Source organism: Lysinibacillus sp. GW823-FHT06C08 (genome assembly GCF_058795135.1).
Genome location: NZ_JBXAHN010000003.1, coordinates 1 through 13,939 on the forward strand (window position 1 = coordinate 1; position 13,939 = coordinate 13,939).

At 35.2% G+C, this 13,939-nt stretch carries 13 protein-coding genes; 7 read left to right on the forward strand and 6 right to left on the reverse strand.

What is annotated here, in order from left to right:
- Window positions 1-293 precede the first annotated feature (293 nt).
- Both ltaS and AC1Q6O_RS10065 read left to right on the forward strand, forming a co-directional pair.
- Window positions 294-2,246, forward strand: coding sequence for a lipoteichoic acid synthase (gene ltaS, locus AC1Q6O_RS10060; protein WP_492401102.1), 1,953 nt, complete (start codon window positions 294-296; stop codon window positions 2,244-2,246).
- A gap of 322 nt (window positions 2,247-2,568) precedes the next feature.
- Window positions 2,569-3,084: a DinB family protein gene (locus tag AC1Q6O_RS10065; protein WP_089987134.1), complete on the forward strand. Its 516-nt coding sequence runs from the start codon at window positions 2,569-2,571 to the stop codon at window positions 3,082-3,084.
- Between the two features lie 143 nt (window positions 3,085-3,227).
- Here AC1Q6O_RS10065 and AC1Q6O_RS10070 read toward each other — a convergent pair whose 3' ends face one another.
- Complete coding sequence (locus tag AC1Q6O_RS10070; protein WP_089987135.1) at window positions 3,228-3,692, reverse strand: DinB family protein; 465 nt, start codon at window positions 3,690-3,692, stop codon at window positions 3,228-3,230.
- Between the two features lie 191 nt (window positions 3,693-3,883).
- Here AC1Q6O_RS10070 and AC1Q6O_RS10075 point away from each other — a divergent pair, with 191 nt between their 5' ends.
- Both AC1Q6O_RS10075 and AC1Q6O_RS10080 read left to right on the forward strand, forming a co-directional pair.
- Window positions 3,884-4,312 (forward strand): NUDIX hydrolase, encoded by a 429-nt coding sequence (locus AC1Q6O_RS10075; protein ID WP_089987136.1) that lies wholly within the window; start codon window positions 3,884-3,886, stop codon window positions 4,310-4,312.
- 56 nt (window positions 4,313-4,368) lie between these two features.
- A complete protein-coding gene (locus AC1Q6O_RS10080) occupies window positions 4,369-4,686 on the forward strand; it encodes a hypothetical protein (protein ID WP_008180809.1) in 318 nt (105 codons plus the stop codon).
- Between the two features lie 52 nt (window positions 4,687-4,738).
- Here AC1Q6O_RS10080 and AC1Q6O_RS10085 read toward each other — a convergent pair whose 3' ends face one another.
- The 5 genes from AC1Q6O_RS10085 to AC1Q6O_RS10105 all read right to left on the reverse strand — a co-directional run bounded on the left by AC1Q6O_RS10085 (window position 4,739) and on the right by AC1Q6O_RS10105 (window position 9,696).
- A complete protein-coding gene (locus tag AC1Q6O_RS10085; RefSeq protein ID WP_008180810.1) occupies window positions 4,739-4,921 on the reverse strand; it encodes a hypothetical protein in 183 nt (60 codons plus the stop codon).
- Between the two features lie 175 nt (window positions 4,922-5,096).
- On the reverse strand, window positions 5,097-5,576 hold the full coding sequence (locus tag AC1Q6O_RS10090) for a GyrI-like domain-containing protein (RefSeq protein WP_492401103.1): 480 nt from the start codon (window positions 5,574-5,576) through the stop codon (window positions 5,097-5,099).
- 75 nt (window positions 5,577-5,651) lie between these two features.
- Entirely contained in the window at window positions 5,652-7,148 is a 1,497-nt protein-coding gene (locus AC1Q6O_RS10095; RefSeq protein WP_492401104.1) for a serine hydrolase domain-containing protein, read from the reverse strand.
- Window positions 7,149-7,316: 168 nt separating this feature from the next.
- On the reverse strand, window positions 7,317-8,438 hold the full coding sequence (locus AC1Q6O_RS10100; RefSeq protein WP_342530272.1) for a hypothetical protein: 1,122 nt from the start codon (window positions 8,436-8,438) through the stop codon (window positions 7,317-7,319).
- 250 nt (window positions 8,439-8,688) lie between these two features.
- Window positions 8,689-9,696: a nucleoid-associated protein gene (locus AC1Q6O_RS10105; RefSeq protein WP_492401105.1), complete on the reverse strand. Its 1,008-nt coding sequence runs from the start codon at window positions 9,694-9,696 to the stop codon at window positions 8,689-8,691.
- 305 nt (window positions 9,697-10,001) lie between these two features.
- Here AC1Q6O_RS10105 and AC1Q6O_RS10110 point away from each other — a divergent pair, with 305 nt between their 5' ends.
- The 3 genes from AC1Q6O_RS10110 to AC1Q6O_RS10120 are packed head-to-tail and all read left to right on the forward strand — an operon-like array spanning window position 10,002 to window position 13,934.
- Window positions 10,002-11,672 carry a spore germination protein gene (locus AC1Q6O_RS10110; protein WP_492401106.1) on the forward strand — a complete coding sequence of 557 codons (1,671 nt, stop codon included), beginning with the start codon at window positions 10,002-10,004 and terminating at the stop codon, window positions 11,670-11,672.
- Entirely contained in the window at window positions 11,650-12,747 is a 1,098-nt protein-coding gene (locus AC1Q6O_RS10115) for a spore germination protein (RefSeq protein WP_008180822.1), read from the forward strand. Before AC1Q6O_RS10110 ends, AC1Q6O_RS10115 begins: the two co-directional genes overlap by 23 nt.
- Window positions 12,747-13,934: a Ger(x)C family spore germination protein gene (locus AC1Q6O_RS10120; protein ID WP_090002924.1), complete on the forward strand. Its 1,188-nt coding sequence runs from the start codon at window positions 12,747-12,749 to the stop codon at window positions 13,932-13,934. Before AC1Q6O_RS10115 ends, AC1Q6O_RS10120 begins: the two co-directional genes overlap by 1 nt.
- Window positions 13,935-13,939 lie beyond the last annotated feature (5 nt).

A 13,939-nucleotide genomic window follows, 5' to 3' on the forward strand; every position in this document is an offset into this window, starting at 1 on the left:
CAAATAAGCAAAAAGGGAAATCGAACAGCATCGATTTCCCTTTTATCTTGAATATTAGCTAGTTTTGTCCCAGCCTCATTTTTATGCCAACATTTGTGTTAATTAGTAATGATTATACGAATTGTCTATTATGATGCCTAACAACTTGACAGAAGTCTAAATGGGGAGTACTATACATTGGTCGCGAAAAAAGCTATCGTGGCGTAACATTATTTTAAATGCAATGCAATACTTATAATATAAGTTAATAGACATCAAGATTAAATTCAATAAGTACAAGGTAGGTGCAAGAAATGAGAAATTTATTAAGTAAAAAAGACGACCTATTGAATAACTTTTTTGGAATATATGTAGTAGCTGTTTTAATGTTATGGATTAAAACATACGTCTCTCAACAAACACAATTTGACCTAGGTGTAGAAGGAGTAATTCAACAATTCCTTTTACTATTAAATCCACTTGGCTCAGCCATGCTATTTTTAGGATTTTCATTTATCTTTAGAGGAAAACGAAAATATACATCACTTGTTTTAGTGTACACGCTGATGTCCATTCTTTTGTATGCTAATATTGTTTATTACCGATTTTTTAGTGATTTCATTACATTACCAACACTTTCTCAAACGCAGAACTTTGGTGATTTAGGTGGTAGTGTTCTTTCTTTATTAAAACCATATGATATCTTGTTCTTCGTTGATGTATTCGTAATGTTCTACCTACGATTCTCAAAAAGAATTCAAAAAGATACAAAACGTTTTGGCTATAAAAAGGCAATGGCGATCATTACATGTGCATTAGCTATTTCAATTCTTAATTTAGGGTTAGCTGAGGCTAATCGTCCACAGCTATTAACAAGAGGTTTTGATAGAAACTATATTGTGAAATATTTAGGAATGTATAACTATACGATCTATGATTCAGTAGAAACGATGAAAGCATCTTCACAAAGAGCTTTAGCGGATAGTAGTGATATTACAGAAGTGATTAACTATACTAAAGCCAACTACGCAAAGCCTAATGCTGATTATTTTGGTAAAGCAAAAGGAATGAACGTGATCTATTTACATTTAGAATCATTCCAAAACTTTCTTATCGACTATCAATTAAACGGTGAAGAAGTTACACCATTTCTAAACTCATTAGCAAAAGATAAAAATACATTGTATTTTGATAATTTCTTCCATCAAACTGGACAAGGTAAAACGTCCGATGCAGAATTTATGCTAGAAAATTCTTTATTTGGGTTACCGCAAGGTTCTGCTTATATTACAAAAGCACAAAATACGTACCAGGCAGCTCCTAGTATTTTAAAAGATTATGGTTATACATCGGCTGTATTCCATGGCAATAACGGAAGCTTCTGGAACAGAAACGTGATTTATAAATCCTTTGGTTTTGATAAGTTCTATGATGCTAGTTATTATAATACGGGGACTTCAGGTGACATGGCTGAGTATGGATTATTAGATAAACCATTCTTTGAACAATCGCAAAATCTTTTAAGTTCTTTACCACAACCGTTTTATACAAAATTAATTACGGTTGGGAATCACTACCCATATAAAATGAATCAAGACTTAGTAACAATCGATAAAGCAAATACAGGCGATGCAAGTGTTGATAATTATTTCCAAACTGCTCGTTATGCAGATGAAGCAATCGAACAAGTTTTCCAACAATTAAAAGAATCAGGTTTATATGATCATTCGATGATTGTTCTATATGGCGACCATTATGGTATTTCAGATAATCATAACGCAGCCATGAGTCAAGTAATTGGAAAAGATATTACACCATATGAAAGTGCTAATTTACAACGCGTTCCATTATTCATCCATGTTCCGGGTATGGAGGGTGGTACTAACCATACGTATGGTGGGCAAACAGACCTTCTTCCAACGTTATTACATTTACTAGGAATTGATACGCAACAATTTGTTCAATTTGGATCTGACCTATTGTCAGAAGAGCACCATGAAATTGTGCCATTTAGAAATGGCGATTTTGTCAGCCCAAAAATCTATTCAGTGAATGAAAAATTTTATGATAATGAAACAGGTTTACCACTAGATGATAGTCAATTAGAGTCTGCGAAAACAATTAAGAATGAAGTAGATCTTAAATTGCAACTATCTGATAAAGTCGTGAATGGTGACTTATTGAGATTCTATAAGCCAACAGGGTATACGCCAGTTGATCCATCTCAATATAATTACTCCAAAGAAGACGATGTAGAATCGAATTAATGGTAATCCTTTGCTAGGCAGGTTAAGAAAATGAGTAAGGTATCAAGGAGAGTATGTTTGAGTGCTCAGGATACCTTACCATTAGCTTGACCTGTTTTTTTATACCTGATGATTCAGCACGAAGTAAAATAATTAAGGTAAACCTTACAGCCACTAAGGTTGTAAGGCTTTTTATTTTTTTGTAGGAAAGATGCTGTGAGTTTAATGCAAATAGCGAGTATTAGCAATAATAACGCGAAAATTGTGAGAAAATGGAGGAAAACTATTCATATATGAAGAAGTAATAAAGGGCTATTATTTTATTTTCAAGAGGGGGATTTTTTTGCAATTATTGTTTAAATATAATTGGGTGGTAAGAGAAGATTGGTTCCGTTGGTGTGAAGAGTTGAGTGAAGAAGAACTTTTAGAAAATAGAACAGGTGGTATGGGTAATATACTACATACACTCTTCCACATAGTGGATGTAGAGTGGAGTTGGATACGTGTGCTACAAGGTAAAGATGATTTTCAGGAGAATTTTGATGACTATAAAAGCCTTGAAAAAGTTCGGAAATTAACAGATGAGTTTCATTTAGAAGTAGCAAGCTTTGTAAACAAATGGGATGCTAGTATGGAAGAGCGTTTACTTCATCTTCCATTAGAGGATGGAACAATCGAGACGCATACATGGGGTGAAATCGTTCGCCATACTATTGCACATGAAATTCACCATATAGGACAATTATCAATTTGGGCTAGGGAGATGGGGAAAAAGCCAGTTTCTGCAAACCTAATTAGACGAGGTCTTCCCTCAGCATTCGTGGATTCGGTAGATGCACTTCAAGCAGACCCAAAATAAAAAGCCACTCAGATGAGAGGCAATTGTCTTTGAATGGCTGAATAGATCAGTGATAAACCTCTCTCTTTAGGGTGAGGTTTATTTTTATGCAATTCGTTCCGTATTCTTTACAGAATGGGTGCCAAAATATAATCTAATAAATACTATCTTTTCATCTTACGAATATATGCTAATTGTCCAATATGGTAGGCATTATGAGTGGTGGCATTGGAGATGATAGCCCACCATTCGGCCTTCACTGGAAAACCATTTACATCAGATAGTAGTTGCTCCTCTTCAAGAAGTTCCTGCCACTGAAGTAGCGTTTTTAACAATTTATCCTTTAGCTCCAAGAAAGTGACCTCATCTCTAAGAAGAAAGGTATCATCATTGCTTTTAACTTGTGGAATGGCTTGGACATGATTTTCCTTATATCTGATTTGCCAAGTTTCATTCCAATAAATGAGATGTTGGACAATTTCAGCGATACTATGACTGGATTCATCGGGTTTCCAAAATGCATCTTCCTCAGAAAGTCCTTCAACTACTTCATGAAATGACATATACCAGCTACGATCATTTGCATTTGCTAGAAGTTGATCTAACAAAATAGTCTTAGCATCCATCATTCACGTTCCATCTCCTTCCTAGTATACTTCTTACTAGTTTATCATGTTAATGACTGGCCTGAAAACAATACATCAATACGAGCTATATCTGTACAAAACATTCGCATAAAAGACTTTTGATTACGATAGGCGAATTGTTATAATAAAAAATGCACCTATGACACAGATAAAAAAGGATTTGGAGGAAAAAAATGAATAAAGAGCAAATTATAGTGAAAGCTATTTGTGTATTTAGAAAAGAAGATGCAATACTTGTCTGTGAAGGCTTTGATGAAGTAAAGGGGACATTTTATTATCGACCAATAGGCGGAAAAATTGAATTTGGTGAAACGAGTTCGAAAGCGGTAAGGCGAGAAATATTGGAAGAAATCGAAGCGAATATTACTAACTTAAAGCATGTAGGTACAATTGAGAATATATTTACATATAATGGTGATAATGGGCATGAAATAGTGTTTGTCCATGAAGCAGAATTTATTGACATGTCCTTTTATGAAAAAGCTTCTTTTTGGGGGCTAGAAGATAATGGCATACGCTTTAAATTGCTGTGGAAGCCCATTAGTGACTTTTCAAACAATAAATGTAATTTAGTTCCGGATGGATTATTTGAATTGCTCTAGGTTTTACGTAATGACTATAAGTATCGTATGAAAACTAAGTTTAATGGGGTGAGGACATGAGTAAAACTAGGCTATTTGTGATATTTTTATTATTTGCATTTGTAGGCTTATTTGTAGCCGGTTTTTATTCTATTAATCATGTACAAGTTGAAAGCACCTATCTACTTGAAGAACAAAATATTGTCGAAAAGAACGGCCAATATTATTTGTTAATTGATGACCGAGAGCTGATTTTATCAAAGAACTTTTACGAAAAAATACAATTAGAAAAGTATAATGAATATAAAATTAATTATGTATATAATCGTTTAATCAATAACGATGGTGAAGTTGTGAAGCTTAAAAGATATGGTGAACAGCCATGGGGAAAATAACAAAGCGCTATGAAAGTTCAGCGTTAATTTTCATTGATAGTGGTTCACGACATTAAGATAGATCTGCAATTAATCTACCAACACCTCTAAACAACCAAAAAATTAATCTGAATGGCAATAAAATTAGCTCTGGTATCCAACAAAGCACATCTAGAAGTAATTCTAATAGGGAGTACTTATTATGTTCTTTGCTTTTTCTCGTTTTTCTTTTCTTACTTTGCCACCATTCAATCATAAAACAAACCCCGTTTCCCAAAATTCAGTCGAATCGTATAACTTTTATTAAATAAATTTACGTTCAAGATTGGATTTAGTTTCATTTTTTGTAGCGTTTCATTATTTTAAAATAGCTAGTTACTCATGACTATTCGAGTAACTGGCTATTTATTTAATCCATGGGATTAAGGAGATTATAATGGTATATAAAGTTTAATAATATGATTATGATTGTTCATAGCTGCTAGATCATCCCATTGTTCGATATCAAATGGACGCGGGGTTACATAGTTATGGTCTTCCAACCAATCATTCATAGCCATATAGGTATTATCGATATTTTCCTCAGGTCCTTGGTGCTTAAATACTAAAAATTCACCGTTAGGAATGGTATGTGTAATCATAGCGTTTGGTACAAATGAAAAATCACTTACTTCCACTGCTACAATATGTGTATAAGGGGTGTCAGGTGTCCATTCTTCTTCATCATATACTTGGATAAGAAAAATGCTATTATCTATCCTATTTTTGATGAAAGGAAGTTGAATTAAAACTTGTTCTCGTAGATTTTTTACAATGTTTAATTGAATGTCCTCGTTTAGACTGGCCTTCGTAGAAAATCCTATGAAATTCATCCTTTGTTTATGGACCTTTTCAACATCTTTTAATAACATTTACTCACTAACCTTTCACCTTTAGAATATCCTAACAAAAGCTTGTTGGTATATGGTCCAACATTCCATAGACAATTAATCTAGCACTTTCCTTTTTGTCATAATGAGTATAATCCCCCATGTTAAATATAGAATACAAGCCATTATAATGCTATCCAATAATACCGATATAGAGGTCGGTGCCCACACTTTAATAAAGGTCCAATTTAAACCGCCAAGTAATACTTCTGGTGCCATAAAAATCGCTGTTATCAGGATGGCAACGAGTAATGAATGGACCATTAATAAAATTATTTTCTTGTTAGTTAGCTTAGTCAATTGGCGTCTTTTTTTATAAATATTGGTGGCCGTTTTGATTAAAAGATAGCAAAGGATTAGACAGATTCCTATTATAATGATACTTATTATCGTGACGATTTTATCTAGCTTTTGATAGCTATTAGCATGTTGGGGAGCTGTTGTTTTACCTTCCCACAAATCCATGATTCCTTGGCCGATAGCAGTTGTCGAGCTTGTATTCATATTGGCTAAAATTGCAACCCCTATTTGCTCATCAGGCTGCATCATGAAATACGATGTAAACGTCGGATTTTCACCAGCATGGTAAATGTAGGGCTTGTTTTCATTGTCAACCACTGCCCAACCAGTAGCATAAAAAGTATTTGTATCAAAAGGTTCTACAGAGTGGTCAGGGGTATGGGATTCTTTAATGGTGTTAGCGTCAATCGAATAAATGTCACTATTGCCTAACTGTAATTTCAACCATTTTGCAATATCATTTGCGTTACTGATGATATAGCCAGCAGGGATATTTCCTCGGTAGATAGGGGCTGTAAAAGGTCGCTCTTTCATAAGCCCTATTTTATAACCCGAAGCCATATGAGGGGATTCTACTTGATGAATTCCTACAAACGATTCATACATACCGATAGGTTCTAAAATTTTATGTTTGACGTATTGATCATAGGGCATTTTGGATACTTGTTCAATGAGTAGTCCTAACACATCGTAATTAATCGTTGCATATTCAAAAGAGCTTCCTGGTTTTCGATTTAATGTTTGATGTAGTAATGTTTTGACCGTTTGTTCAAGGGCGTTTTTGTCAGTGCTTTCTGGAATTTGAACTATGGAATTAGAAGGAATCCCACTTGTATGCGACAGTAATTGCTGAATCGTTATAACTTCTTTTTTTCCATTATAGGTTAACGTTAGCCATGGGATATATGTTTGAATATCATCTGAACGTTTCAGTACTCCCTTTTTTTCCAATTGGAGAATGGCAAGGCCAGTAAAGGCTTTAGATGTCGAGCCTAGCTCAAAAAGAGTATCTGAAGTGACGGGTGTCTTTGACTTCGTATCTGCATACCCAAATCCTTTTTGATAAACGGTTACCCCCTTATCAACAATAATTACTGAAAGGCCAGGGATTTTACTAAGAGCTTGTTGTTCCTCAATAAAGTGTTCAATTTTACGGATTTTTTCTTTGGATGTTGCATGTGCGAATTGTGGTAACATCGTACAAAATACTAGCATTACAGCAATCATCACAGATTTTTTAATAAATAATGTCATGCTCATTTCTCCTTAACATATAAATTGCTTGTTACAACAAGGATTACTATATCAAGCAATTTATGGTCAAACTATCGATTAACATGACTATTCCATAGAATACATGACAATTTTGTCATATAAGAGAAAAGGGCTACTCCTATAGTAAATAGGAGAGCCCTAATAATATTATTTTGTTTGTTCTGGAAGTAAGTCATTCCCGTGAATGATTAATTTCGATGCCGAAATCAGAATGTCTCTATTTGCCAAATAATAGGGATCTAAAATTTTATAAAAGGCTTCCCATTGGGCAGCAGCCTTTTCATCTTCACCTTTTTGATCTAAGGCATTTGCTTCCTCATAGAGCTGTTTTAATTTTGTGTAATCCGATTCGCTAATGTCAAATTCGATATCTGACATATATTCTTCAAAGGAAACTGGCTTATAATATGAATTAATGACTTCGTAGAATTGATCCCATAGCTTGATGGAAAGCTCTTCGTTTTTATCTTTATCAGCTTTTTGAGCCTCCTCATAAATCGCCTTTAGCTTTACGAGATCCTCTTTTGTTATGTCTAAATCCATATCAGTCATATACTGCTCAAACGTTAGTGGAGGATATAGCTCTTGGAAGTATGCCTCTAAAATAGTAAAGATTTTATCTATTTTTTCTTGTGCCTCATCTGATTTATCTTCTTTAGTGAATTTTACCCAATCATCATAAAGTGCTTTAAGCTGTTCTTTATCTTGTTTTTTGATGACGATGTTTTGCTCAGCAAAAGCAGCTTCATTAATGAATTCTTCAAAAGGCTCAGGCTGCCAATTTGCCAATTCATAAGGTCTTGTAATTTTATTCATGGCCTCATAAACTCGGTCCATTTCTTCATAATTCTCTTCTTTTTCTGCTTTTTTCATGTCAGTGAAGAGCTTTTCTAATTGAACTAATTCTTCTTTTGTGACTTCTTTAGGTAAGCTTTTTTTATACACATCAAAAGTATAGAAATCTGAGTAATCTTCTACAATACTTCCTTCAACAGCGATTTCCTGTCCTTCTACTAGCTTCAATTGTTCGATTTGCTTGTCAGAGAATTTGTGTAAGCCAATAAAATAATTTTTGCCGTCAGCTCCTTTAATAGAAAGGCCATCGCCATCAAAGTACTTAATGGTACCTTTTATCTTTTGTTCTACTTGTATAGTGACTTGTTTAGTTGTATCCACTGATGTTGCACCAGCTTGAAGCGGGGTCATTACGGCCATTCCTAGTGTTAATGCGGAAGCTAAAATCCAAGTTTTCTTAAAAGGTTTTTTCATTTTTATCCATTCTCCTTTAGGTTAACTTCTGTTACCAATTATTAGACGTTTTACCAAAGGAAAAAGTTTTATCTTCTTTAAGAAAAATTTAAAAAGAATATGGTGGTGGTTTCTAAGGCAAAAAAGGCATCCCTTTTTAAGGGAATGCCTTTTTTATAATGAAATAAGGGTAAGCCATTGATTCTCATTACTCGGTCAAGCGATAGCACTACAACCATCGTGTGTGAACTTCTCGAAAGGCATCCCTTATTTATATTTCATCCTGGAAATAAATTTTATAAAATTTTCGATTTGTTGCCTCATCATAGCCAACTTCAATCAGCTCGTCTATTTGATCGATATGCTGAATATTGACTTGAATTTCAATATTGGAATCAAGCTTTATTTTGCGTTTATATTTCTTTTCAGCTTTTTCTAGTGCGCTGTCAGAAATAACGGTTTCATAAGGTTTGACTGAATTGACGAGGATATCCTTTTGGGTAGCATCCGCTTGCTTAAATACAGTGTCAATATAATGGTCAACTTGAAATTCCTCTTCATTTCTAAAATAATCTAACGTTTTATTTAAAAAGCCTAGCTTCTCTGTGTTCGAGTAATTCTCTTCTTTTAAAATATACTTCTTGCATTCATTAAGCGCTAAATCAGTTTTATGGTAATGCTCATCTGCTGCTTTAATTTTTAAAAATCGTTCCTGCCAATAGACAATATCCTCTTTTCGCTTCGTCTTTATAAATACAGCAGGGGGTTGCTCTTGTCCCATATCTACGATGATCGCCATATTATTAATTTTTTTCACATTAATGCCATCCACACCGTGAATGCTCATTTTATTATTGTCATTTTTGACATCTAAAAACATTTCTTTTTCATCAATTTTAACAATGGCAATGACCTTTTTAACCTCATTTAATAGAAAACAATTTTCAAACAAGCCAATAAATAGCTCTCCGCTTTTAATATTTGGGTGCTGGGATACACTATGTAAGTGCTTCGCCATATTTTGAGATTGTTCAAGAAAGCTACTGTCCTGCTCAAATATTTTTTGGGAATAGGCAAAAACTTCATTCAGCGCTATATCTGTTTCATGGAAAAATTCATATTGCTGCTCCAGCTCTATTTTACTAAATGCAAGCTGTGTAAAGGCAGCCTCTAGCATGAGCTCCGGCTGTGTAAATTCCTCTTCTCCTAAAAGAAGTGTCGACTCGCTCAAAAAATGGATACTATAGTGTGCTAATTTACTTTCATTAACTTCTAGCATATATGTCACCTTCTAATTTTTCATAGTAGCTAGTATACCATATCTTATTTTATAGATTTCAATGATTCGGATAAATAAAAGGGGATATAAAGGGCTGAGGAAAGCCCATGAATTTAATCATTAAGCTAAAAACACGCCTCAATGCGAGCACTTTGTCATGGAAAGATGTTGACGTTTAGAAGTTTAAAATAGGACTGCTTAGATAATGATAAAAACATGTAGTAATTCTATGTTCGATTGTATTAAAGAGGGTGATCATTATGTGGGAAAGGATAATATCCTACATACCACATTGGCAAGTTTTTATGCAGGGTTTTTTAGCATTCATTATTCCATTTTTGATTTTCAAATTATTTAATGGTTTAATACTTGAAAAAAAGAAGAATGGCAAGATCGATATGAAGGAATACACGAACCAAAAGGAAGCAGATCAGCCATTTAGTCAAGAAACAGTCGACCCGCTAACAGGTGATTTTAACAAAGATTTTGAACGAATAAAAAAAGAAATTGGGCATAATTGGGATGCCCACTTTAGAGAGTTTCACATAGGAAATACTGATATTCGTGCGGCCATCGTTTTTCTGGAAGGACTGGCAGATAAAATGCAAATCGAAGAGCATATTTTGACTTCGATTATGGAGCGTTTTTCGGACATATCCGCCTCTAATTTAACAGAAAAAGGAAATATACAGAACCTCATGAAAAATAATATACCTATCGGTGATGTCCTAGAAGAATCAACGATGCAAGGAACAATAAGTAAAGTACTAACAGGATATACAGCTTTATTTGTAGATGGTATGCCTAATGCTTTATTACTTTGTACGATAAATGGCAAGACGCGAAATATTGAAGAGCCTATTTCAGAAGCGGTAGTTAGAGGGCCAAGAGTAGGCTTTACAGAAAGATTAAGTGACAATACAGCTCTTCTAAGACAGCAAGGTGAAAATCAGCAATTATCTATCATTCAGATGGCGGTAGGGGAGAGGGTAAAAAAGGAGCTAGTCATTGCCTATATGGATGAGATAGTAGATCCAGAGTTGGTGGAGGAGGTAAAAAAACGGATACAAACAATCGATCTTGATAACCTATTAGAATCGGGCTATATAGAGCAATTAATTGAAGATAATTTTCTGAGCCCCTTTACACAAGTGCAGAACACGGAGCGTCCTGATCGCGTGTATGGGGCATTAATGGAGGGGCGAGTTGCCATTATATTAGATGGCACACCATTTGCTTTAATTGTACCAGTTACCATTAATATGCTACTACAATCGCCGGAAGATTATTATGAACGATGGTTTGCTAGTTCGCTTATCCGTCTTCTACGATACTTAGCAGCTGGGATTACTCTTTTTGGTCCATCCATGTATATTGCTTTTGTGTCGTTCCATCAGGGATTAATCCCAACTAAGCTAGCACTGTCTATGATGTCCACAAGGGAAGGAGTTCCATTTCCTGCGTTAATCGAGGCGCTTATTATGGAGGTAGCAATCGAAATTTTACGAGAAGCTGGACTTCGCTTGCCCAAACCGATAGGTCCTACAATGGGGATCGTCGGAGGTCTTGTTATTGGAGAAGCCGCCGTCCAAGCTGGAATTGTAAGTCCGATTATGGTGATCGTCGTTGCTTTAACCGCTATTTCATCCTTTGCCATCCCTCAATATAACGCTGGGATTACATTACGAATGCTCCGATTTGTGGCCATGTTTTTCGCTGCAATATTTGGTCTTTACGGGGTCATTTTATTTTTCCTGTTCCTGTGCAGTCATTTAGTGAAGCTGAAGAGTTTTGGTGTTCCTTATGTTAGTCCAACTGTCCCATATAGAGCAGGGGATTGGAAAGATTTTATGGTACGTATGCCATTAATGATGATGAAACGCCGACCAAAATTATTACAGCCAAAAGATTCTGTTCGTAAAGGGGAAATACGAGGAAAGGAAAATAGTAGCCATGATCACCAGTCCAAAAGATAAAATTACGACGTCCCAAACAATAGTCATTATTATTAATTATATTCTTGCAACTGGCATTCTCACCTTGCCTCGTGCCTCGGTAGAGAAGGTGAAAACACCAGATGTATGGATTAGTGTTTTTTTAGGCGGTCTTGTCGCCATGATTGCAGGTGTGATTATCGTCAAGCTAAGTCAACAATATCCAGATAAGACATTTTATCAATACAATCAAGATATTGTTGGGAAATGGCTAGGCTGGTTGATTAGCGCGCTTGTCATTACTTATTTCTTTACGATTTCTGCATTTGAGGTTCGAATCATGGCTGAAGTAACCTCCCTCTTTTTATTGGAGGGAACACCCACATGGGCTATTATTTTGCCTTTTTTATGGGTGGGGCTCTATTTGGTGAGTGGTGGGATTAATTCAATCGGTCGTTTATTCGAAATTATATTTCCCATTACCTTTGTGATTTTTTTACTTGTCGCTTTTTTAAGCTTAGGAATCTTTGAAATCGATCATCTTCGACCTGTTTTAGGGATGGGAGTCGTTCCGATATTGAAAGGAATCAAAACGGCGACTTTAGCGTTTCTAGGCCCTGAGATTATGCTACTCTTAGTGGCATTTATGTACCCATCTGATAAAAAGAAAGCAGTCAAAGTCGTCTTAGTGGGCATAGCGATTCCATTACTTTTTTATGTTATTACAGTTGTAATGGTGATAGGCGCTCTTTCCATCGAAGGGGTCATGACAAGAACATGGCCAACAATCGAACTCATGCGGAGTTTTGAAATTCCAGGATTAATTTTTGAGCGCTTCGAATCATTTTTACTTGTTATATGGATTATGCAAATCTTTGCTACCTTCACCATTACCTATTATGCTGCCGCTCTAGGATTATCTCAGCTTTTTAAGAAAAGCATGCACCCTTTTCTATATGGGTTATTACCGATTATTTATATTATCGCGATGACACCTAAAAATATTAATGACTTGTTTAAGTTTGGCGATAAAATCGGTCATGCTGCGTTATTTTTATTTGGTGTACTACCCATAACCTTACTCCTTATATCAAAACTGAAAGGCGATAAAACATGATGAGACTCTATCAATATTTGCGTATTTCTCTTATGGTAATGGTATCTCTCCTACTTACTGGCTGCTGGAGTAGTAAAGAGATTGAGGATTTAGGATTGATTGTTGGTACCTCATTAGATTTAGCAACAGGAGAGGCTACCACTGAGGAACAAACAGAGGCTAAATATGCTAATAGAACATTGCTTACCGTTACGAATCAATTGGTCACTTCTGAGACAACTGTTACTGGAATGAAAGATGGAACATTACGAGAAAAGGCATATAAAAATGTTTCTGAAACAGGGGATGTTGTTTTACCTACTTTACGAAATATGCTATTAAAGTCAGACAAACATTCATTTGCGGAGCATTCCAAGGTCACCATTATTGGCGATGAACTTGCTAGCACCATTAACCTGCAACAATTGTTGGACTTTTTTCTAAGAGAGCTCGAAATACGACCAAGCGGACTTCTTCTTATTGCTCAGGGGCGGGCAAGTGATACACTTGAAACGAATGAGCCAACGAAAATCCCTGCCTTTCAATTAGTTGAGATGATGGAGGGGCATGAAAGAACAACTAAAATTTTGCCACCTATGACCATTGCGAAATTAGAAGGAAAATTATATTCGGATTCAAGCTTTTTATTACAAAACGTTATTTCAGAAGATGGAGAAGTAAAATTTGTAGGCGCTGCTGTCATTGATGGGAAAACTAAAAAGCTTCGAGGTTTTCTGAATGAAAGTGACTTAGAGGGTATTTCATGGATCACAGGGAAAGGTGAAGGAGGTTTAGTAAAGAGTTTTGATGAAGACTCGAGCTCACCTATCGTTTATGAAATCATGTCTATGAAAAGTAAGATTGTACCAAAAGTAGAGGGTGACCATATTTCTTTTACAGTAAAAATTCAATCTGAAGGAAGAATTGCTGAACATTGGGTACTGTCAGATAAAGCATTTAATAATAAATTTTTAAAAAAAGCAGAGAAAACAATCGAGCAAGAAATTGAACGATTAGTCATGAAAACGTCGGAAAAGCTTCAACAGGAATATCAAACAGATGTTTCAGGATTCGGCAATAAAATAAGAATTAAGTATCCGAAAGAATGGGAAAAGATAAAAAAAGATTGGGATGAGATATTTAGTGAGGTACCTATAAAATGTGAAGTGAACGTAACCATCAAGGATTATGGAACGTCGGGTGATTAATACGT